This is a genomic window from Mesorhizobium sp. WSM1343 (genome assembly GCF_055901535.1).
The window spans coordinates 2,234,657-2,254,902 of the sequence record NZ_CM148370.1; the positions used below are offsets into that span (position 1 = coordinate 2,234,657).

Below are 20,246 nucleotides of genomic sequence, written 5' to 3' on the forward strand. Positions count from 1 at the left end.
TTCCGGGTCCTCTTTGCCTTCTGGCAGTCCGGTAGCGTCGGGGGCATCCAGGACGCACCATAGGCCAATCTGGTAAAGAAGCCGAAAAGGCGTTAGGTAAAATTTTTACAAAGATGGGCAGGTGCCTACTTTTATTCACGAATGCTTTGGCACCGCCTGAACGACCGGACGCATTTCAAGTCGATGAGCTGGAATTACAGCGTTAAATGAAAAAATACTTCGCTTTATCGGCTGCGCATCAGGCCGCCGAAAGCACGATTTCTTCCGGCGTCGCGTGGATCGATATCGTCATGCCGGCTTCGCGCGCCAGAAGCAGCGTGTAATAGGGCTGCACGGAATGCGCGTCGATCGGCTCCTCCGGCTTGTGGCCGGAATGCAGTTCGAGGAATTTCGGCGGCACCCGCAGCATCGGGCCAGCCGACGCAAGCGCGAATCGCGGCTCGGTCTCAAGGTTTTCCAGCGTCACGGAAAGCTTGCCGCCGCGCGGAATGGCGGCATTGGCGACGAGGATCAGGTTGAGCAGCAGCTTGACTTTGTTCTTGGGCAGCAACGCGCGGGGCCCGTTCCAGGTCAGTTCCGGCTTTTCGTTCTTGAGGAAGGCGATGGCGACCGCTTCGGCATCGCCGGTATCGATCAACATGCCGGCCGAACCGGCGGCACCGAAGGCGATGCGGGCGAACTGAAGGCGGGCCGAAGCGTTGCGGGCGCTCTGACGGATCAGCTTCATGGCGTCCTCATCGGCGCCGCCTTCATCAAGCAATTCGAGCCCGTTGTTGATCGCGCCGACCGGCGAGATGATATCGTGGCAGACCCGGCTGCACAAAAGCGCTGCCAGATCGGGTGCGGAAAGGGTGAACAGATCGGCCATCGGCGAAAAATCCCTGCAAAATCTCACAACTCATGGCCGGGCGATCGATCGTCGCCTGCCACACGAATCACGCACTCTCTCCTCAGGCTTTCTGAATACACAGCGCCCGTGCGTGCAGCAACAAATCCAAATTGTGGTTGTGGCAAATGGCGTGTTCACGCAGGCTGCCGACCCCAATTGAGCGACCCCAAACAGCCTTCGAACCGCCATGTTCATGTGGGAGCTTAATGGTTGAAAAAGGATTACGGCATAATTTGCCCCTAACAGTTACCCTTAACGGCCGGCTAAAAGAGCCGTACGGGGTGCGAGGCGTCGGCGAAGGTGCTCCCTGACGGAGATTGGAAGCATGTTTTCCCGATACTACGACCGGAGCTTTCTCCGTGTCTTCTCAATGGCGGTCACGCTCCTGGGCGTTCTCGTCTTCTCGACTTCAGCCCTGCGGGCCCAGGAATACACCGCTCAGGAGATTGTCGATTCCGGTCACAAATTTTTTGGCGCCACATCGGGCGGACTCGCCACGGTGATCGAGAAGATTTTTGCCTCCTACGGCCTGCCCAACGGCTATCTGCTGGGCGAAGAGGGCTCTGGTGCGCTGATCGGTGGCCTGACCTATGGCGAAGGCACGCTCTACACCAAGAATGCCGGCGACCACAAAGTGTTCTGGCAAGGCCCGTCGCTCGGCTGGGATTTCGGCGGCGAGGGGTCGCGGGTGATGATGCTGGTCTACAATCTCGATGATGTGGGCAGCCTCTACAACCGCTATGGCGGCGTTGCCGGTTCAGCCTATGTGGTGGCGGGCGTCGGCTTCAACGTGCTGAAGAACAACAATGTTCTCCTGGTGCCGATCCGCACCGGCGTCGGTGCTCGGCTCGGCGTCAATCTCGGCTATCTGAAGCTTACCGAGCGGGCCACGTGGAATCCGTTCTAGGCTGAAGTCCTTGGCTGTCGTTGTCCAATCCGGGACCGCTTTTGGGTCGACATGCATTAAACTCGTACCGTTGCGGCAAACCCTTGCCGCAACGCTGGATTTCCGCCATGTCAACGTGGCACAGTCAAAGCGATCTATGCGCTTTTGATGCTTGCCGGCCACAACGGGTAGTCACTTGGTCCAGTCGGTCCTGTTCTTCGTCCTCGGCTTTCTCTGCGCTGGCTTTCTGGCGCTCATGGTGGCTCCGGCCATATGGCGTCGTGCGGTCGCGCTTACACGCAAACGCATCGAATCCTCGATCCCTCTGACGCAGACCGAAATCCAGGCGGACAAGGATCGCATCCGCGCCGAATACGCCATGACGACGCGCCGCCTGGAAATCAGCGTCAAGGCGTTGCGTGAGAAGGCGGCCGAACAACTGGTCGAGATCAATCGCGGTCGCGAGGCCATGAAGGGCTTGGCGGTCGAGCGGACGGACAAGAACCAGGCGCTGACCGAGCTGGGCGCGAAGAACGAAGCGCTGCGTCAGCGAGAGGGCGAGTTGCAGCAGCTTTCGGAGCGTCTGAAGGAAACCGAACGCAAGCTGGAAAAGCGCGCACTTGAGCTGGAAAAGCTGGAGCGCATGTATGACGACGCCAGTTTTTCCTCGAGCAGCCGGCAGATCGAGCTCGTGGCGCGAGAGTCCGAAATGCAGAAACTCGCCAGCGACATTGCGATGCTGCGCGGCCAGCGCAAGGAAGCCGACAGGCGCGGCCAGGAAATCGCGGCCGAAAGCAAGGCCGCGCGGGACGCCCTGAAAGCCGAGAAGAAAAAGACCGCCGAGCTCGACAAGAAGGTCGAACGGCTGCTGGCCACACTTGCCGATCGAGAAGACAAACTCGACCGCCGCGAAAAGGAACTGGCACGCATGCGCGAAAGATCGAAATCCGAGGACAGCGCGCCAGCCTTGCGGCTGGTCGGCAAGGGCGGCGATGTCGCGAGGAGCGATGATTTCGACAAGGCAATCGCCAAGCTCGATAGCGACCGTGAGCAGCTCGAGGCGAGGCTGACGGCGCTGGCGCGCGAGAACAAACGGCTGAAGGCGGATCTCACCGCACTGGCCGCCTCCAAGGCCACTGACAGCAGCTCCGCCTTGCGCGAGCAGATGAACGAGCTGGCGGCGGAGGTCGTCCATCTGACGGCCAAGCTCGAGGGGCCTGGTTCGCCGATCGCCATGGCATTGGCGGTACCGTCGGACGCACGCTCCGGCAACGGTGACCGCAGTCTTGCCGACCGCGTGCGCGCGCTGCAGAAGGCTGACGCGACAAGCTGAGATCAGGTCTCCTTAGAGCATTTCACCGTTTCACGGAAACGGCGAAATGCCCTAACTCTTTGCTTTGACGCAATTCTGGACGGAAAACCGCTTCACACTTTTCCTAGAATTGCTCTAGCCGAAAAATGGTGCAGCGCGATGGCTGAAGCCGCGGCGACATTCAGGCTGTCGAAGCCTTCCGCCATGGTGATCCGCACGTCGTGCAGGCTTGCGAGCAGCTCGTCCGGCAAGCCTTCGCCCTCGGTGCCGAGATAGAGCGCCAGGCGCTCGCTGCGCTGCGCATCGCGGATGTCGGTCTCCCCGCGGGGCGAGAGCGCGAATTGTTCGAAGCCACGTCGGGCGAGCATCGTTGTGAAGCCGGCGGTGTCGGTGAACGATGCGAACGGGATCTTGAGCGCGGCGCCGACCGAAACGCGGATCGCCTTGCGATAGAGCGGGTCGCAGCACGTCGCATCCAGCAAAACCGCGTCAGCGCCAAAGGCGGCGGCGTTGCGGAAGATCGAGCCCACATTGTCATGGTTGGCGATGCCGACGAGCACCACGACCAGCGCACGAGGCGGCAAGCCATCGAGCAGGGCTTCGGCCGGCTGCGGCGCTCCCTTGCGGCCCATGGCCAGGATGCCGCGATGCATGTGAAATCCGGCGATTGCGTCCATCACAGCGCTGGTGGCCACATAGACCGGGAGGTCGGCGGGCGCCTTGCTCAGGATCTTGTCGAGACCCGCCAGCCGGTTTTCCAGGACGAGGGCCGATTCGGCGGCAAAGCGTCCAGTTGTGAGCAACAGGTCGAGCACCACCTTGCCTTCGGCGACGAAGCGGCCTTGCCGGCCGGCGAGGTCACGCTCGCGAATGTCGAGATAGGCAGCGACGCGCGGATCTTGCGGGTCGTCGATGCGAATGGGATCCATGCATTCCTCGCGACCGTCGCATCGGCCCGAAAATCCGGACCGCTTCCCGGCGCTCACCTTGTTTGGAAAGCACGATGCGACAATTCGGGACAATCAGCCAGCTTTGTGCGCCCCAAATCGGCGCATGTCGCTCTGAATCACCGGCGAGATCGGCGGCTGTGTGGTCAGGTTCCAGCACGGCGCAAGCGGTGCGCCATCTGGGACAGGTCATCCTTGCCGCTGCCGAAAATGCCGTCCAGCATGACAAGCAGTTCTCGCACGGCGTCGGATTTGCAGGAGTAGTAAATCATCTGGCGGTCGCGGCGGGTGTCGACAAGGTCGAGCGCCCGCAACTTGGCGAGATGCTGGGACAGGGCGGATTGGCTGAGCATCACCTTCTCGGCTATGGCTCCCACCGACATTTCACCTTCGGCGAGGTAGCTCATGATCAACAGTCGCTTCTCATTGCCCATCAGCATGAGAAACTCTGCCGCCGATTCGGCGTTCACGATTAGCTTTGTCGAGACCATCGATCCCCCATGCTTCCTGTTCATCCCGACGCCATGGGGGCAATGGCGTCTGATTCCATAAATTCACTTATCGATCGGCGCTGGCGATTCAGCGTCACTAAAAGGTAGAGCATTTCACCTAAATCTCAAGTGTTGCTTTTGATCCAGCATAATTAAGTCTCAGTCCCGGCGTCGACAATGGCTCGGCCAGCCCTCGCCATATCGACCAGAACGTGCCGCAATTCACCTGCTGCGCCCAGAGGTTGCGGGTAAAAGACCCGGCAAGCATCGTCGCCCGACACCAGATCCATGCCATCGGCATCGAATCCGGCAATACGCCAGCCGTTGCCGGATACTTTGGCGAAATGCTGTGCGTAAACGGCGATCGCGTCGAGATGGTCGGCGTTCATGTGGTCGATGGCCGATTGTTCGCGCGCCGCGAGTTCCTCGACGACCGGTCCGCTGGCGAGCAGATCCGATCGGTCGAGCTGATAGGCCTTGCCGAAGCCGCCGTTGAGGCTGGCGCGTTGCGGATCGAGGCGAAAGATCGAAAAGTCACCGAGACCGGCGTAAAGTTTCGCCCTGGCATTGTGATTGAGGTAACGGCGCTCGGTGCGGGCGTGTTCGGCCGATCCGCGCTCGATCCTTACCGCCTGGCAGACCAGTGTCAGGCGCGGCTGCGCCAGCGGGTCGCCCTTGCCTGGTTCGCCGAGCAACAGGGAACAGCGCGGGTCGGCAAGCAGCGCGCCGGTGTGCGCCGAAAGCATCGACACCAGGATCAGCGGTGCGCCATCGATGTCGGTGGCCACGCCAACCCTGCTGGCCAGCGGCGAGCCGGTTTGCGGTTCGATCACCGCCAGGGCGCCAAAGCGGGCGCTGCGCAGAAGCGTCTTCGCCAGCCGGCTCGCTTCGGCGTCCGTCTCACGGATCACGTCCTTCTTCGGCTCGTCCAAGGCAGCACCGCAGTAAGTTGATTTTTGTTCTCTAGTTATCGGTCAGCAAGCCGGATTTGACAAGGTCGTCGATCTCGGCTTTCGCAAAGCCGAAACGTGCCAGCGTTGTCGACGGCAACAAATCCTCATCGCCGGGCATAGTGGCCAATGTCGGTTGCGAACTCGAGAAACGCGGGGCCGGGGCCGGGCGCTCAAATGCACCTGCCGTCACAGAGGCGTTGCGTGCCCGATTGTGCGGGTGGTGCTTTGCCTCTTGCAGCGACAGAACGGGTGCAACGCAGGCATCGGTTTGCGCGAACAACCGGTCCCAGTCGTCGCGTGGTTTCTGCCGGATCCGATCGGCAATGGCGGCGCGCATCGGCGGCCACAGGGCCTTGTCGTACTGGCCGGATGCAAAGCGCTCGTCGAGCGGCAGCAGCCTGGCGAATTCGGCGAAGAATTGCGGCTCGAGACAGCCGATGGCAATATGGCGTCCGTCCGACGTCTCATAGGTGTCGTAGAACGGGGCGCCGGAATCGAGCAGGTTCGCGCCGCGCTTATCGCTCCACAAGCCGGCCGCCATCAAGGCGTGCAGGGGCACCGCCAGCATCGAGGCGCCATCGACCATCGCGGCGTCGATGACTTCACCCTTGCCTGTGCGCGAACGTTGGAAAAGGGCGGCCAGCACGCCGGCAACCAGCATCATGGCGCCACCGCCATAGTCTGCAACGAGGTTGAGCGGCGGGACGGGACGGCCGTCGGCATGGCCGATGGCGTGCAGCACGCCGCTATAGGCGAGGTAGGTTATGTCATGGCCGGCGCGGCCGGCGAGCGGACCGCCCTGGCCGAAGCCGGTCATACGGCCGTAGATCAGCGCCGGGTTACGCGCCAGCACCGTTTCCGGGCCGAGGCCGAGCCGCTCCATGACGCCTGGGCGAAAGCCTTCGAGCAACATGTCCGCCTTTTCGGCAAGGCGCAGCAACAGATCGGTGCCTTCACGGCGCTTCAGGTCGAGGCGCAGCACGGCGCGGCCATGGCGGTCGATGTTATACTCATCCGGCAGCGGCAGGAGCTGGCTCGTCCCCGCCCGTTCGATGCGCAACAGTTGCGCGCCCATCTCCGACAGCATCAGGCCGGCCAGCGGCACGGCGCCGAGCCCGGTCATCTCGATCACCTTCAGCCCGGTCAGCGGACCGGTTTTAGCGGCAGCGGACAGGCCGGCGCTCATGACCGGTTTATTTCGGCGCCATGCGAATGGCGCCGTCGAGGCGAATGGTCTCGCCGTTCAGCATCTGGTTCTCGATGATGTGCAGGGCGAGAGCGGCATATTCGGACGGTTCGCCCAGGCGCGACGGGAAGGGCACGGCGGCGCCCAGTGAATCCTGCACCTCTTGCGGCATGCCGGCCATCATCGGCGTCTTGAAGATGCCGGGAGCGATGGTGCAGACGCGGATGCCGGAACGGGCAAGGTCGCGCGCCACCGGCAGCGTCATGCCGACGACGCCGCCCTTGGACGCCGCATAGGCGGCCTGGCCGATCTGGCCATCATAGGCGGCAACCGAAGCGGTGTTGACAATGACGCCGCGCTCGCCGCCCGGCAGCGGCTCGAGCTTTGACGCGCGTTCGGCGACGAGGCGGATCATGTTGAACGTGCCGATCAGATTGACCTCGATCACCTTGCGGTACTGATCAAGCGGATGGGGACCATCCTTGCCGATCGTCTTCACGCCGATGGCGATGCCGGCGCAATTGATCAGGATACGCGGCTCGCCAAGCTTGGCGGCGACGTCGGCCAGGGCAGCAGTCCCACTGTCGGCGCTGCTGACGTCGCATTGGACGGCAATACCGCCGATCTCGGCCGCGACCTTGGCCGCGCGGTCAATACCGACATCGAAGATGGCGACGCGGGCTCCCTTGGTGGCCAGCGCGCGCGCCGTTGCCTCGCCAAGGCCGGAGCCGCCGCCGGTGACGATCGCGATCTGGCCGTTCGGGTTCATGACGTCATCCTTTGATCTCAGGAACAGTGGACGGATCAGGCGCCAGATCGATGGGAAAGGTCAAGCCATCGCCGCGGTAGGATCGGTCACCCTGGCCTGATCGGCGTGGCAGACCTCGCCCAAGAGCCTGGCGACCGCGCCCGGCGCGATCTCGTGCGACAGCAGCCGGTCGAGGTCGACGGGGCGCGGCATCGAAATCTGGCCGCGCGGAATCCGCTTGAAACCGAGCGGCCCGTAATAGGGCTCGTCACCGACCAGCATGACGGCAGGTGCGCCGGCCCGGGCAGCGGCCTCCAGCGCGATCGCCACCAGCCGGCGGCCGATGCCGAGATTCTTGAAGGCCGGCCGCACGGCGAGCGGCCCGAGCATCAATGCGCGGCCGGCACCGGCGGCGATGCGGGTCATGCGCACCGAGGCGACGACGATGTCGCCATTGACGGCGACAAAGGACAGCGAGCGCTCGTGCCCTCCGGCCTCACGAATCTTGTAGGCGGCCAGCACAAAGCGGCCGGGCCCGAAGGCTTCGTCGTTGATGGCTTCGATCTCGGGGTCGTGCGCCGGGGTTTCCGGCAGGTATTTCACGTCGGCAAGGCTCATGGTCTTTGCGGTCCGGTACAAGGAGGAAAGGTTGCTGCAAACGGCAGCATTCGCCAGTCAGCGCTTCATCAAGCGCGGGCGCCCTTTCGTCGTCGGTCAAACCGTATCAAAGCAAAGTCGAACATGCGGATTGTCCGCTAGCATCAATTTCCCGCCGCTGCAATCGGCCGTTTCTGTCCGTCATTTCGGCCAAGTGACGGTCTGTTCAGCACCTGACGTCTTCGACAGGGCAGCCTTGCGCCTACATCAACCAACAGGACGCAAGGAGATTCGCATGGGATTGCTGGTCGAAGGAAGATGGCAGGACCGCTGGTACGATACGGCGGACAATGGTGGCAGGTTCGTGCGGGCGCAGTCGCAATGGCGCGACTGGATCACCGTTGACGGGGCGCCTGCCGAAGGCCGGACGCGCGGTTTCAAGGCCGAGCCCGGCCGCTATCACCTCTATGTCTCGCTTGCCTGTCCGTGGGCCCACCGGACGTTGATCTTTCGCGCGCTGAAGAAGCTGGAGGGCATCATATCGGTGTCCGTGGTGCATCATTTCATGGGCGCCAACGGCTGGACGTTCGTAGCTGAGGACGGCGCCACGGGCGACACGCTCTACGGCCTCGACTTCCTGCACCAGATCTATGCCAAGGCCGATCCCGCCTATTCGGGCAGGGTGACTGTGCCGGTGCTGTGGGACAAAAAGGAGCAGACCATCGTCTCCAACGAGTCTTCCGAAATCATCCGCATGCTGAATTCAGCCTTCGATGAATGGGGCGACGCCAGCTTCGATTTCTATCCTAAGGCGTTGCGCGGCGAGATCGACCGCATCAATGCGCTGGTCTATCCCGCCATCAACAACGGCGTCTATCGCGCCGGCTTCGCCACCACGCAACGCGCCTATGAAGAGGCTTTCGGCGAGCTGTTTTCGGCGCTGGATACGTTGGAGGAGCGGCTGGCAAAACAGTGCTATCTCGTCGGTGGTCGTATCACCGAGGCCGACTGGCGGCTGTTCACCACGCTGGTGCGCTTCGATCCGGTTTATGTCGGCCATTTCAAATGCAATCTGCGCCGCATCGCCGACTACCCGAACCTATCCAACTATCTGCGCGATCTCTATCAGGTCCCTGGCGTGGCCGGGACGGTGAACATGCATCACATCAAGGCTCATTATTACGGCAGCCACCAGACGATCAATCCGACGCGGATCGTGCCTGTCGGACCGGATCTCGATTATGCCGCACGGCATGACCGGGCGCGCTTCGAGAAAGCGGCGGCCTGATCTACCAGTAGGGCGAGGGCTGCTCGCCGTCAAAAACCTCGGCGATCCGGCGCAGCGTCGCCGGCGTCGTGCCCTGCGGCAAGCGGTCTAGCGGGAAGAAGCCGGCTTCGGCGATCTCGTGGTCCGGCAGCTTCGGCGCCGTCTGGCTGAAATTCTCGAGCAGATAAAAGCCGACATGGTCGCGGTGGCTGGAGCGGCGGTTGAAATGCATCGATTTGAGCACCGGCGGGGCGGTCAGAGCGATGTTTCCTTCCTCGGCCAGTTCACGGGCCAGCGCCTCGTTCATCGTCTCGCCGACTTCGACGCCGCCGCCGGGAAGCTGCCAGCCCGGTACATAAGTATGGCGAATAAGGAAGACGGATCTGGACGCTGTGTCGTGGATCAGGCCGCGCACGCCAAGCGTCATCGGCCTCCGCAGCACGAAATAGAGATGGAACAGCCTGGCCCTCAACCCTGGCCAGCCGGTCTGGCGGAAGGCATCTTCAGGGCTCGTCATTGATAGCGAAACCGTGGGTGGAAAGCCGCGCGCGGGTCGCCTATGAAGGTTGTATGTTCAGGCTCGCGCATATTTCCGATGTCCATCTGGGGCCGCTCCCCGATGTATCCTATCGCGATCTCGCCTCCAAGCGCGTGCTCGGCTATGTCAACTGGCAGCGCAACCGCCGCCGCCATATGCATGATGCGGTCATTGACACGATCGTCGCCGACATCAAGGCGAACACGCCTGATCACCTCGCCGTCACCGGCGACCTGGTCAATCTGGCGCTCGACGGCGAGATCGAGATGGCCAGGCACTGGCTGGAGACGCTGGGGCCGCCGCATGATGTTTCGGTCGTTCCGGGCAATCACGACGCCTATGTGCCGGGCGCCTTCGACAAGGTCTGCCGGTCCTGGGCGGCGTGGATGAGCGGCGACGGCGTCAACACGCCGGTCGACCGCAACGCCTTCCCCTATCTGCGTGTACGCGGCAATGTCGCGCTGATCGGCGTCTCGACGGCGCGCGCCACGGCACCCTTCATGGCCAATGGGTTTTTCATGGAAGGCCAGGGGGATAGGCTCGGCAAAATCCTCCAGGACACTGCCGGACAGGGGCTGTTCCGCGTCATCATGATCCACCATCCACCGGTGCGCGGCTCGGTCCCGCAGCACAAGCGGCTGTTCGGCATCGCCCGCTTCAACAAGATCATTCGCCGCCATGGCGCCGACCTTGTGCTGCACGGCCATTCGCATCTGCCGTCGCTGTTCTTCATCGGCGGTCGAGGCGTCAGGATCCCGGCGGTCGGTGTCGCTGCCGCCGGCCAGGCGCCGGGTGGCAAGCACCCGGCGGCGCAGTATAATCTGTTCGACATCGACGGTGAAAAGGGAAACTGGCGGATCCGGCTGACACGGCGCGGCCTGACCGGGCCGTCCATACCGCCATCCGATCTGCAGACGGTGGAGCTTGGCGCCGAGGCCGCTATGGCCGCAAATTGACAACCATGGCCACGATGCGGTCCCAGAACAGGACGACCGACACCACAAGGCCGACCAGTGCGCCGGCAGCGACCAGGCCAAGCCCGGACAGAAGGGCCGACCAGCGTTTGCTGCGCTCCGTCGCGCGCAGCGGCGGTTCGGCTTCTGGCACATACGCACGTTTCAGGCCGGCGACGGCGGGTTCGACGCCGCCTTCCAGCATCCTCTGACGCTCGACGATGCGCTCGGCGACATAGCGCGTCACGGAATCGGCAACCGATTTCATCTCAGTGGATTCGGCAAGCACCACCCGGCCGATGCGGGTGTCCTTGAGGAAGCGATAGGTGCGGCGGTCGCGCCCCATGGCGACATGGCTGATGGCGTCGATCCACAGGCGCGGCTGCAAGCCCGACGAGACGACAAAGTCGAAATTGTCCATGTCGGCCGGAACATCGGCAAAAACCGGCGCCAGCTCGGCGGCAAGCAGATCGAGGCGCATGCGATGCGCCTCGCGCATGTCGACGACGACATCGTCGCGGTCGGCGAAGGCATTTTTGACATCACGGATGGCATCGGACAGTTTCTTCGACTGGTCGATGGTCTTCTCGCCTGCTTCCTTCATCGGCGTCTGCCTCGTGGGTTTGGTTAACACTGGGTTAACACAGCCGCCAGCAAAATGCACTGGCGAGATCGACGGCGTCGGGATGCTCAGGAGGGTCGTCGTGCGCGAAAAGGTCAGCTTGCTGCTGCGGCGAATTTCTGGCGGTGCGGCCTGGCGCGGCGGCTGGTGTTGCGGCGAATGATCTCGGCAACGAGGTCGGGTGCTTCCTCGGCCAGCATATGGCCCGCCTCCAGCACGTGGTGCACGTGAAAATGCGCCGGCAGGTCATCCGCCTGGGTAAAGGGCAGCACCGCATCGCTGGTTCCCCATGCCACCATTACCGGCATGTTCAGCCGATCGAGGCGATCGTGCGGGATGACGCCTTGCCGATCGTCCACGGTCATGGCGGCCGCGATCCCGACGAGCTTTTCGAGTTGGCCGGGTCGCCTGCGCATTTCCCAAAGGATGTCTACCGTATGTTCGAGCGGCAGGGCTGAAGGTCCCGACATCACGGAGAGGCAGGAGCGGATCTCGGACCGATCCGCGGCTTCGGCATAGCGGCGCAACAGCGGCCCGTTGATTTCGGGGCCAAGGCCGCCCGGCGCCAGAAGCGTCAGCGAGGCTATCTTTTCGGGCTCGGCCAGCGCCATCAGCGCCGCCACGGCACCACCCATCGAGTGGCCCACGAGATGAACGCGCTTCAGCCGACGCTCCGAGAGGTCGGTCAGCACGGCCTTGGCCGCCACCCTGGCCGGACCGGCGGCGGGAAAGTCGAGCGACATCCCATGCCCAGGCAGATCATAGGCCAGCGTATGCGTGGAAGGCGTCAGGGCGGAAATCACCTCGCGCCATACATCGTGGCAGCCGCCGAAACCGTGCAGCAGGACGATGGCCTTCGAGCCAACACCCTCTTCGGCGGCAAAAAGTGATGCGGTCATGAAAGCTGATTTTTTGTTATTGCAGAATGCGCGACACCAATCGTGGCTGAATTGCTCCTAGTCCGACATGATGACCAGTAAAATTTTCGCGATTTGTACGGTTGTGTACAGAACTTGGGGATCAATCGACTTTCGGCGATCGGAGCGCAGTAAATCCATCGGGACACGGCGCAGCCAGTCCGCGGACGTCGATGGTGTCAGCTCGGGCTGCCGAGCCCGGCAGCGCGCAGTGCCTGAACCAGCCGGTCGGTCAGGTCGGCCGGATATTTCCGCTCGACGAAAGTCGCCCGCGGATCGGCGGCAAATTTGGGGAACTCGGTGGTCAACTGTTTCAGCAGCGTGCTCACCAAATGATCCTGTCCGGCAGCCTTGGCGCCGATCAGCCGTGCCGCCAGATAGTGTGATTTCGTTGCCGTCGTTCTCAGTGCCATGCTGGCCGCGACTGCCTTGTTCGTGTCGCCGAGCATGAGCTCACCGACGAACAGCCCATAGTCCCACCATGTCGGGTGTCCGCTGAAGGTCTCCGCCGCATGATCGAGGATCGGCGTTCCCTCGGCGTAGCGTCCGGCGAAGATCAGCCCGTAGCCGTAAGCGGCGGCCATGCCGAGATCGTAGGGGTTGAGTTCATAGGCCTTGCGCATCCAGCGGATTGATTCGTCCGTATTGCCGAGGCGCGAACTGACATAGCCGTAGGCGCGATGCGCATAAGGGCTGGTCGGACCCATCTGCACGCCGCGATGGGCAAACTCGACGGCTGTTTCAATCGTCGCGTTGGGAGGATAGGCGTAATGATCGGACACCGCCTCGAGATGCAGGGAAGCAAGTTCCGAATAGACGAGCGAGGACTTGGTTCCACCATTGGCCAGCTTCTCGAGGCAACGATAGGCCGCCTCATGGGTCCTGGCGTTCTGGTCGAGGTAATATTTGCCGTTGAGCAGCAGGCACTGCGTCAGACCGTTTGGCGTGCCGGTCTGCTCGATATAGTTGTAGATGGTGCCGGAGGCGGGGAGTGCCGAGCTCAGCATGTCGGCAATACGGTCTTCGACCGCCGCAGGTGCGCTGTCGGCAGGGGTGAGATTGCGCGATAGAAGCACCCGTCCGGACGCCATGCTTTGCAGTTCTATCGTGATATCGCCCGCGTCCGGTCCGGGCAGGATGTCGAATATGAAGCTCGCAGCGTCGTCGGCTGGATCGTTGACGGTGTCGCGGCCGATGAAGTCGATCGTATCGAAGCCACTCAGGCCGGCGCGCAGCGATGCGGCGACACGGCTGGCGTCGGAGCCGTCAGCCTTGAGTCCGATATAGACTTGCGGCAGGGCGTCAGCCCTTGCCGACGATGTGATGCTTGCGGTTGCGCCAGCGGTCTCCGGCGTTGCCGAGATGTCGCCGCCTGCCAGCAAGGCAGTGCTGCCCTGGCGAAGGATCAGTACGCCCAGCATGGCGATGACCAGGGCGATCGCCATCCAGAAAAAGCGGAGATGGCGCGCCACCGAGGGGGCAGGCGAAGTCGGTACGGAAGTCAGAGACATCGCCTCCGGCGTGCCCGTGCCGGCTTCGTTTGACCGACCGGCGGATGCGGCGCCGTCCAGCCTGAGTTCGGGAACAGCCTCGGCAATATCCGGCAGGCGGATCGCATTCGATTCATAGGCAGGAACATAGCCGCCGCGCGGAATGGCGATGCGGACCGGTTCGGCAATTCCCTCATTGGCGAAATAGTGCTGCAGAAGCTCGCGCAGCCTGCCTGCCTGCACCCGCACCACAGCATCGGTGGACGGGTCGAAATCGCCGTCCTTGCCGAAAACATCCATGGCAATGGAAAAGCCCTTGAGCCTGTCGGCTTCGCCGGCCTGTTCACGTTCGACAAGATAACGTAGCAGCTTGCGCGCGCGTTCGGATCGGCCGAACGTTTGGCTGGCAAGCAGTCGCTCCAGTGTCTCGCGCACTGCGGGGGCGGCAGGCGTGGCATGCTGCAAGTGTCGATCCTCTCGAAGTCGGCACAGGTTGAGGCGCGATCATATAGGTCCCGCACCACCACACAAGTATACACCCCATTATGCGATCACGTACCCACCGGATAATTCCGCGGTGGTTAACGGCCCGAAAGGTCGGAACCGATCACCAGATTGGGACGGTTCCGATCTTTGTTGCCGTCGGGCGTCAGCCGGCTTTTTTGCCGACGATACGGTTGGCGGCGGACATCACTGCTTCCAGCGAGGCAGCGACGATGTTGGTGTTGATTCCGGCGCCGAACAGCTTGCCGCCGGGATATTCCATCTCGACATAGGAAATGGCCGACGCGTTCGAGCCGCGCTGCATCGAGTGCTCGGAATAGTCGAGCACCGACATCTCGACACCGAGATGACGTGACAGCGCATCGACGAAGCCGTCGATCGGGCCGGTGCCTGTGCCCGATATCGTCAGTTCCTTGCCGTTGTCGAGGATGACCGCCTCGACGACGCGCCGGCCCTTGATCTCGGTGCTGGGATAGGTGTGGTGATCGAGGAATTTCAGCCGCGCGCCGGGCTGGTCGACATAGGTCTCGAGAAAGCGCTCGTAGATGCGCTTGGCCGGCACTTCCTTGCCCTCGGCATCGGTGATCGCCTGGATTTCCTGGCTGAACTCGATCTGCAGGTTGCGCGGCAAATTGAGGCCGTAATCGGCCTGCAGCACATAGGCGATGCCGCCCTTGCCGGACTGCGAATTGATGCGGATGATGGCTTCGTAGCTGCGTCCGACATCGGCCGGGTCGATCGGCAGATAGGGCACTTCCCACAGGCTCGTATTGGCCTTCTTCAGCGCCTTCATGCCCTTGTTGATGGCATCCTGGTGCGAACCGGAAAAGGCGGTGTAGACGAGTTCGCCGACATAGGGGTGGCGCTCGGGGATCTTCAACTGGTTCGAATATTCATAGACGTCCTTCATCCGGTTGATGTCGGAGCAGTCGATCAACGGATCGACACCTTGCGTGTACATGTTCAGCGCCAGCGTGACGATGTCGACATTGCCGGTGCGCTCGCCATTGCCGAACAGCGTGCCTTCGACGCGGTCGGCGCCGGCCATCAGGCCGAGCTCGGTGGTGGCGATGCCGGTGCCGCGGTCATTGTGCGGATGCAGCGAGACCAGCAGGTTCTCCCGGTTGTCGAGGTTGCGGCACATCCACTCGATGCGATCGGCATAGATGTTGGGTGTCGACATCTCGACCGTCGAGGGCAGGTTGATGATCAGCTTGTTGTCAGCGGTCGGCCTGACGATGTCGGTGACGGCGTTGCAGATCTCCAGCGCCACTTCCAGCTCGGTGCCGGTAAAGCTTTCCGGCGAATACTCGAAACGAAAGCCTCCGCCGGCCTTGGCCGCCATGTCGGTGATCATCTTGGCCGCGTCGGTGGCGATCCGCTTGATGCCGCCGACGTCCTTCTCGAAGACGACGCGACGCTGCAATTCGCTGGTCGAATTGTAGAAATGGACGATCGGGTTGGTGGCGCCCTTCAGCGCCTCGAAGGTGCGGGTGATCAGCTCCGGCCGGCACTGCACCAGCACCTGCAGCGAGACATCGGCGGGTACGTTGCCTTCCTCGATGCACCAGCGGGCAAAGTCGAAATCGGTCTGGGAGGCCGACGGGAAGCCGATCTCGATCTCCTTGAAGCCCATGTCGAGCAGCAGGCCGAACATGCGTGCCTTGCGCTCATGGCCCATAGGATCGATCAGCGCCTGGTTTCCGTCGCGCAGGTCGACCGAGCACCAGATCGGCGCCTTGTCGATAACCTTCGAGGGCCAGGTGCGATTGGTGAGACCGACGGTCGGATAGGGCTGATATTTGCGAGCCGCGTCGGGCATGCCTTTGGCCGAATCCGTGTCGGCTACCGCGGCATCGGAGCGGATCTCTTCTCGTGCGTTCATCGTCGTTTCTCCCGGCGGCTCATGGATCCACCTTCAGGTGGATTGATGGCGAGCGGCGCCTTTACCAGAATTTCGTTCGCTTGATGTGATTGCCAAGGAGCATGCGCTTGCGCGGCGGTTCGACCGCCGGGCGCTCCTTCAGCGAACCCGGCGATCGCCGATAAGGCCGAGAAGAAGCAGGGTCGAGGCGAACGCGCGCACGGCCTCGCCGGAAAAACCGGTCGAACGGGAAGCGTTGGTGGCGCGCGTGTTCATGGCGGTTTTCATACAGGAGCGGCTTGTGAGAGGCAAGTGGGGCCGCATGGCGGACCGTGAGCTGTCGGATATTATCCCTAACGCGGATGCTCTTCCCCAGGCGCGGCAAATGCGCCAGACTTGGGTGTCGACGGGTGCCATCCTGTCGCCGGGAGGGGTCATCCATGAACTTCGTGTTCTTCTCGCCGCATTTTCCCGCCAATGGCGCGGATTTCTGCGACCGTTTGAAGAAGGCCGGGGCCAGGGTGCTCGGCATCGGCGACGCACCCTATGACGCGCTCGACGCCAAGCTTAAAGCAGCCCTTTCGGAATATTACCGCGTCGCCGACATGGAGGACTACGATCCGGTGTTCCGGGCGATGGGGCATTTCATCCACAAATGGGGCCGTATCGACCGTTTTGAATCGCTCAACGAACACTGGCTGGAGCTGGAAGCCAACATCCGCACCGACTTCAACATCTACGGCACCAAGCTCGATTTCGTGAAGAATCTGAAGCGCAAGAGCCGCATGCGCGCCTTCTTCCGCAAGAGCGGCGTCGACACCATCGCGCAGCGGAAATGTTCCGACCGCGCCGGGGCGATGACCTTCATCCGCCGCGTCGGCTATCCGGTGGTGGTCAAGCCCGACAGCGGCTCCGGCGCCTCGAACACCTTCAAGATCTCCAACGCCAAAGAGCTCGACCAGTTCTTCAGGGACAAGCCCGAGGATGTGACCTTCGTCATGGAGCAGTTCATCGAAGGACTGGTGGTGACCTATGACGGGTTGGTCAACCGCGACGGCGAGGTGGTGCTGGCGGCCAGCCACCGCTATGACCAGAGCGTCATGGAGGTGGTCAACAAGGACCGCCACATGAGCTACACCTGCTTTCCCAGGATCAGCCCGGCGGTCGAGGAGGCCGGCCGCAAGATCCTGAAGGCATTCGACGTGCGCGAGCGCTTCTTCCACATCGAATTGTTCGAGACCAAGGACGACCGCGTCATTGCGCTGGAGGTCAACATGCGCCCGCCCGGCGCCTGGATGACTGATGCGATCAACTACACCTTCGACATCGACGTCTATGCGGCATGGGCCGACATGGTGGTCAGGGATGCCGCCGGCGGACCCTATGAGGGTAAGTATTTCACCGCCTATGCCAGCCGCAAGCGGCGCCTCGGTTATTTGCACAGCCATGAGGACGTGCTAGCCGCCCATGGCGACAAGATCGTGCACCATCAGGCCATCGAAGAGGTTTTCAGCCGCGCCATGGGAAATTACGCCTATCAGATGCGCTCGAAGGACGAAGCAGCCCTGCGCGAGGCGGTCGCCTATATCCACGCGGAAAAGGCGTGAGCCGATGGACATTTCCTATCACAAGAATTTCTCGGACAAGCTCGGCCGCGACATGGAATACAAGCGCTACGGCCATGCCGGCCGGCCGGTGGTGGTGTTTCCGACCTCGCAGGGCCGGTTCTACCAGTTCGAGGATTCCGGCGGGGTGGGCGCACTGGCCGAATTCATCGACACCGGCCGCATCCAGCTGTTCACGGTCGACGGCGTCGATTCGGAATCCTTCTTCGACAAGCATGCCGACGCGGCCCATCGCATTGCCCGCCACGAGGCCTATTTCCGCTATGTGCGCGAGGAAGCGCTGCCGGACTTCCTGTCCACGGCCGAGCAGGCCAATGGCGGGCGCAAGCTGAAGCCGCTGTTCTCGGGCTGTTCGATGGGCGGCTATCACTCCTCGAACTTCGTCTTCCGCTTTCCCGAACTCGCCAGCGGCGTCATCGCGCTGTCGGGCGTCTATTCGGCGCGCGATTTTTTCGGCAGGGCGCTCGAGGGCGACATCTTCTACAACTCGCCACTCGACTATCTGCCCGGCATCGTCGATCCCAAACTGCTGGCCCGGCTGAAGACGCTCAGGCTGATCTTCTGCTGCGGGCAGGGCGCGTGGGAAGAGCGGATGCTGGTCGAGACGCGCAGGTTGGAACAGATCCTGCGCGACAAATCCATTCCCGCCTGGGTCGATTACTGGGGCGGCGATGTCAGCCACGACTGGCCGTGGTGGCACAAGCAACTGGTCTATTTCTTCGGCCGTTGGCTGGATGAGGACCTGATGCACAGGCTGGATTGATAGCGAGGCCCGTCCGCTGACGGCTACCCTTCCTGGCATGCCGGCAGGGCGGCGGTTTCGCGCTCCGAAGCCGATACGCGACGCAGGCCAAGGAAGACGACAAGGGCGGTGACGACGGTGATCGCCGCCAACACGATCAGCAGCCTGTCGAACGCCGTCTCGTAGGCCTGGACCAGAACAATGGCTCCGGCTTGGGGCAGATGTTGTGCTGCTTCGCCGAGATTGCCGGTCACCAGCAACTGGGCTGCCGCCGCTGCGTCCGTCGAAGATGCCATTCCTTGTGCGGCGAGCTGCGCGGCGGCAAAGCCGGAAAGCGTCGCCATGACGATCGCCAGCGCCACACCCTCGCAGGCGACGCGGGTGGTGTTGAAGATGCCGACCGCCATGCCGGCGCGCTCCCTTGGCACGACGCTGACCGCAAGCCCGTCCATCAATCCCCAGGGCAGAGCGATGCCGACGCCGATCAGCATCAGCGGCGCCATCAGCGCACTATCGACCGGTGGTGTCAGGCTCAGCCAGACAAGCCCGGCGGCAGCGACGAGCAGGCCGACGCCGCAGATGGTGGCAGGTGCGATCCAGCGCGCCAGCTGGCCGGCGAGCATCGGCAGGATCAGCAGCGGACCTGAGAGGCAGATCATCAATTGCCCGGCCTTGATCTCGTTCATCCCTTCGATGCCGATGAAACGGATCGGCAACAGGACGAGCAGGACGACGAAGGCGTAAGCGGGTGCCGCAGCCAGGAACTGGACGCCGACGAAGCGGGGGTAGGCAAACAGCGTGAGATCGAGCATCGGCCGTTGTGCTTGCCGCTCGACAACGACGAAGGCGACAAAACAGATGATAGAAGCGGCTAGAAGCGTGACGACGAGGGGATCAGCCCAGCCGCTCTGCGGCGCCTGGAGCACGCCATAGGTCAGCGACGCCAGCGCGATCGTGAAGGTGCCGGCTCCCGCCCAGTCGAGGCCCGTCGCATCCGGGTCGCGCGATTCCCTGATGGTGCGCAGGCCGAGCATGGCGGCGGCAATCGCGAGTGCCGCAACCAGAAGAAAGATCGACCGCCAGCCGAATGCGGAGATGAGCAGGCCCGACGCGATCGGGCCGAAGGCGAGGCCGATGCCGAAACTGGTGCCGAGGAAGCTGAAGGCGCGCAGCCGCAATGGCCCTTCGAATTCCTGGGCGAGTGCCGAGGCGCCGCCAGCGAAGGCGGCCGCACTGCCGATCCCCTGCACGGCCCGGAAGATGTCGAACCAGATGATGTCCGGCGCCAGCATCGCGCCCAGTGATGCCAGGATATAGAGGGAGAGGCCGACGAGGAAGAGGCGCTTGCGGCCGTGGTTGTCGGCCAGGGCGCCCGACGCCATCAGGGTGGCGCCGAAGGTCAGCATGAAGGCGTTGGTCACCCAGTTGAGCTCGATGGGACTGCCGCCGAGATCGGCCGCGATGCGCGACAGAGCGACGGCCGGACCGGTGAAGGTCAATGGCATCGTCATCGCGGCAAGGCACACGGACAAGAGCACGAGCCATCTCTCGGCAGAGCCGGTTGTGGTCCTGGAAGTCATGGATTTTCCTATCTGAAACAGCACTCGCCGGTGGGCCGCGATTGCGGAGCCGGTCGTGATGACAAGATAGGTCGTCGGCATTTCAGGAAGAATAGTGTTATATCTCCTGGTATATCGGACTGAAACGCTCGAATG

At 62.7% G+C, this 20,246-nt stretch carries 19 protein-coding genes; 6 read left to right on the plus strand and 13 right to left on the minus strand.

Annotated elements, in window-relative coordinates; translation table 11 throughout:
- Positions 1 to 238: 238 nt before the first annotated feature.
- Positions 239 to 868, minus strand: a complete 630-nt coding sequence (gene chpT, locus AC0NIL_RS10700) for a histidine phosphotransferase ChpT (protein ID WP_024504504.1) — start codon at positions 866 to 868, stop codon at positions 239 to 241.
- Positions 869 to 1,259: 391 nt separating this feature from the next.
- Here chpT and AC0NIL_RS10705 point away from each other — a divergent pair, with 391 nt between their 5' ends.
- Together AC0NIL_RS10705 and AC0NIL_RS10710 are read left to right on the plus strand one after the other, a co-directional pair.
- A complete protein-coding gene (locus tag AC0NIL_RS10705; protein WP_224621527.1) occupies positions 1,260 to 1,796 on the plus strand; it encodes a DUF1134 domain-containing protein in 537 nt (178 codons plus the stop codon).
- A 175-nt stretch (positions 1,797 to 1,971) separates the two neighbouring features.
- A complete protein-coding gene (locus tag AC0NIL_RS10710) occupies positions 1,972 to 3,108 on the plus strand; it encodes a coiled-coil domain-containing protein (RefSeq protein ID WP_024504506.1) in 1,137 nt (378 codons plus the stop codon).
- A gap of 92 nt (positions 3,109 to 3,200) precedes the next feature.
- On the opposite strand, the gene AC0NIL_RS10715 is transcribed toward AC0NIL_RS10710, so the two are convergent.
- The 6 genes from AC0NIL_RS10715 to AC0NIL_RS10740 all read right to left on the minus strand — a co-directional run bounded on the left by AC0NIL_RS10715 (position 3,201) and on the right by AC0NIL_RS10740 (position 8,030).
- Positions 3,201 to 4,016, minus strand: coding sequence for a TrmH family RNA methyltransferase (locus tag AC0NIL_RS10715; RefSeq protein WP_473573591.1), 816 nt, complete (start codon positions 4,014 to 4,016; stop codon positions 3,201 to 3,203).
- A 164-nt stretch (positions 4,017 to 4,180) separates the two neighbouring features.
- The gene (locus AC0NIL_RS10720; protein ID WP_013529913.1) at positions 4,181 to 4,525 is read right to left on the minus strand and encodes an ArsR/SmtB family transcription factor; all 345 of its coding nucleotides are present in this window, start codon (positions 4,523 to 4,525) and stop codon (positions 4,181 to 4,183) included.
- Positions 4,526 to 4,677: 152 nt separating this feature from the next.
- Entirely contained in the window at positions 4,678 to 5,457 is a 780-nt protein-coding gene (locus AC0NIL_RS10725) for a HugZ family pyridoxamine 5'-phosphate oxidase (RefSeq protein ID WP_473573590.1), read from the minus strand.
- Between the two features lie 31 nt (positions 5,458 to 5,488).
- Positions 5,489 to 6,664, minus strand: a complete 1,176-nt coding sequence (locus AC0NIL_RS10730) for a CaiB/BaiF CoA transferase family protein (protein WP_473573589.1) — start codon at positions 6,662 to 6,664, stop codon at positions 5,489 to 5,491.
- 7 nt (positions 6,665 to 6,671) lie between these two features.
- Positions 6,672 to 7,433, minus strand: coding sequence for a 3-hydroxyacyl-CoA dehydrogenase (locus AC0NIL_RS10735; protein ID WP_013529916.1), 762 nt, complete (start codon positions 7,431 to 7,433; stop codon positions 6,672 to 6,674).
- A 60-nt stretch (positions 7,434 to 7,493) separates the two neighbouring features.
- Positions 7,494 to 8,030 (minus strand): GNAT family N-acetyltransferase, encoded by a 537-nt coding sequence (locus AC0NIL_RS10740; protein ID WP_013529917.1) that lies wholly within the window; start codon positions 8,028 to 8,030, stop codon positions 7,494 to 7,496.
- 274 nt (positions 8,031 to 8,304) lie between these two features.
- On the opposite strand from AC0NIL_RS10740, the gene AC0NIL_RS10745 reads away from it, so the two are divergent.
- On the plus strand, positions 8,305 to 9,297 hold the full coding sequence (locus tag AC0NIL_RS10745; protein ID WP_473573588.1) for a glutathione S-transferase family protein: 993 nt from the start codon (positions 8,305 to 8,307) through the stop codon (positions 9,295 to 9,297).
- A 1-nt stretch (position 9,298) separates the two neighbouring features.
- Here AC0NIL_RS10745 and AC0NIL_RS10750 read toward each other — a convergent pair whose 3' ends face one another.
- On the minus strand, positions 9,299 to 9,793 hold the full coding sequence (locus AC0NIL_RS10750; RefSeq protein WP_473573587.1) for an NUDIX domain-containing protein: 495 nt from the start codon (positions 9,791 to 9,793) through the stop codon (positions 9,299 to 9,301).
- Between the two features lie 53 nt (positions 9,794 to 9,846).
- Between AC0NIL_RS10750 and AC0NIL_RS10755 the strand changes: the two genes are divergently transcribed.
- On the plus strand, positions 9,847 to 10,770 hold the full coding sequence (locus AC0NIL_RS10755) for a metallophosphoesterase family protein (RefSeq protein WP_473573586.1): 924 nt from the start codon (positions 9,847 to 9,849) through the stop codon (positions 10,768 to 10,770).
- On the opposite strand, the gene AC0NIL_RS10760 is transcribed toward AC0NIL_RS10755, so the two are convergent.
- The 4 genes from AC0NIL_RS10760 to leuA all read right to left on the minus strand — a co-directional run bounded on the left by AC0NIL_RS10760 (position 10,754) and on the right by leuA (position 16,185).
- Positions 10,754 to 11,371 (minus strand): hypothetical protein, encoded by a 618-nt coding sequence (locus AC0NIL_RS10760; RefSeq protein ID WP_473573585.1) that lies wholly within the window; start codon positions 11,369 to 11,371, stop codon positions 10,754 to 10,756. The genes AC0NIL_RS10755 and AC0NIL_RS10760 overlap by 17 nt on opposite strands.
- A 113-nt stretch (positions 11,372 to 11,484) precedes the next feature.
- Positions 11,485 to 12,288 (minus strand): alpha/beta fold hydrolase, encoded by an 804-nt coding sequence (locus tag AC0NIL_RS10765; RefSeq protein ID WP_027162195.1) that lies wholly within the window; start codon positions 12,286 to 12,288, stop codon positions 11,485 to 11,487.
- A gap of 197 nt (positions 12,289 to 12,485) precedes the next feature.
- On the minus strand, positions 12,486 to 14,261 hold the full coding sequence (locus AC0NIL_RS10770) for a tetratricopeptide repeat protein (protein ID WP_013529923.1): 1,776 nt from the start codon (positions 14,259 to 14,261) through the stop codon (positions 12,486 to 12,488).
- 184 nt (positions 14,262 to 14,445) lie between these two features.
- Positions 14,446 to 16,185, minus strand: a complete 1,740-nt coding sequence (gene leuA / locus AC0NIL_RS10775) for a 2-isopropylmalate synthase (protein WP_337123819.1) — start codon at positions 16,183 to 16,185, stop codon at positions 14,446 to 14,448.
- A 419-nt stretch (positions 16,186 to 16,604) separates the two neighbouring features.
- Between leuA and AC0NIL_RS10780 the strand changes: the two genes are divergently transcribed.
- Together AC0NIL_RS10780 and AC0NIL_RS10785 are read left to right on the plus strand one after the other, a co-directional pair.
- Positions 16,605 to 17,771: an ATP-grasp domain-containing protein gene (locus AC0NIL_RS10780; protein ID WP_473573584.1), complete on the plus strand. Its 1,167-nt coding sequence runs from the start codon at positions 16,605 to 16,607 to the stop codon at positions 17,769 to 17,771.
- A gap of 4 nt (positions 17,772 to 17,775) precedes the next feature.
- A complete protein-coding gene (locus AC0NIL_RS10785) occupies positions 17,776 to 18,552 on the plus strand; it encodes an esterase family protein (protein ID WP_473573583.1) in 777 nt (258 codons plus the stop codon).
- A 23-nt stretch (positions 18,553 to 18,575) separates the two neighbouring features.
- Here the strand turns inward: AC0NIL_RS10785 and AC0NIL_RS10790 are convergent, their stop codons facing one another.
- Positions 18,576 to 20,111 (minus strand): MFS transporter, encoded by a 1,536-nt coding sequence (locus AC0NIL_RS10790; RefSeq protein ID WP_064994765.1) that lies wholly within the window; start codon positions 20,109 to 20,111, stop codon positions 18,576 to 18,578.
- Between the last annotated feature and the right edge of the window lie 135 nt (positions 20,112 to 20,246).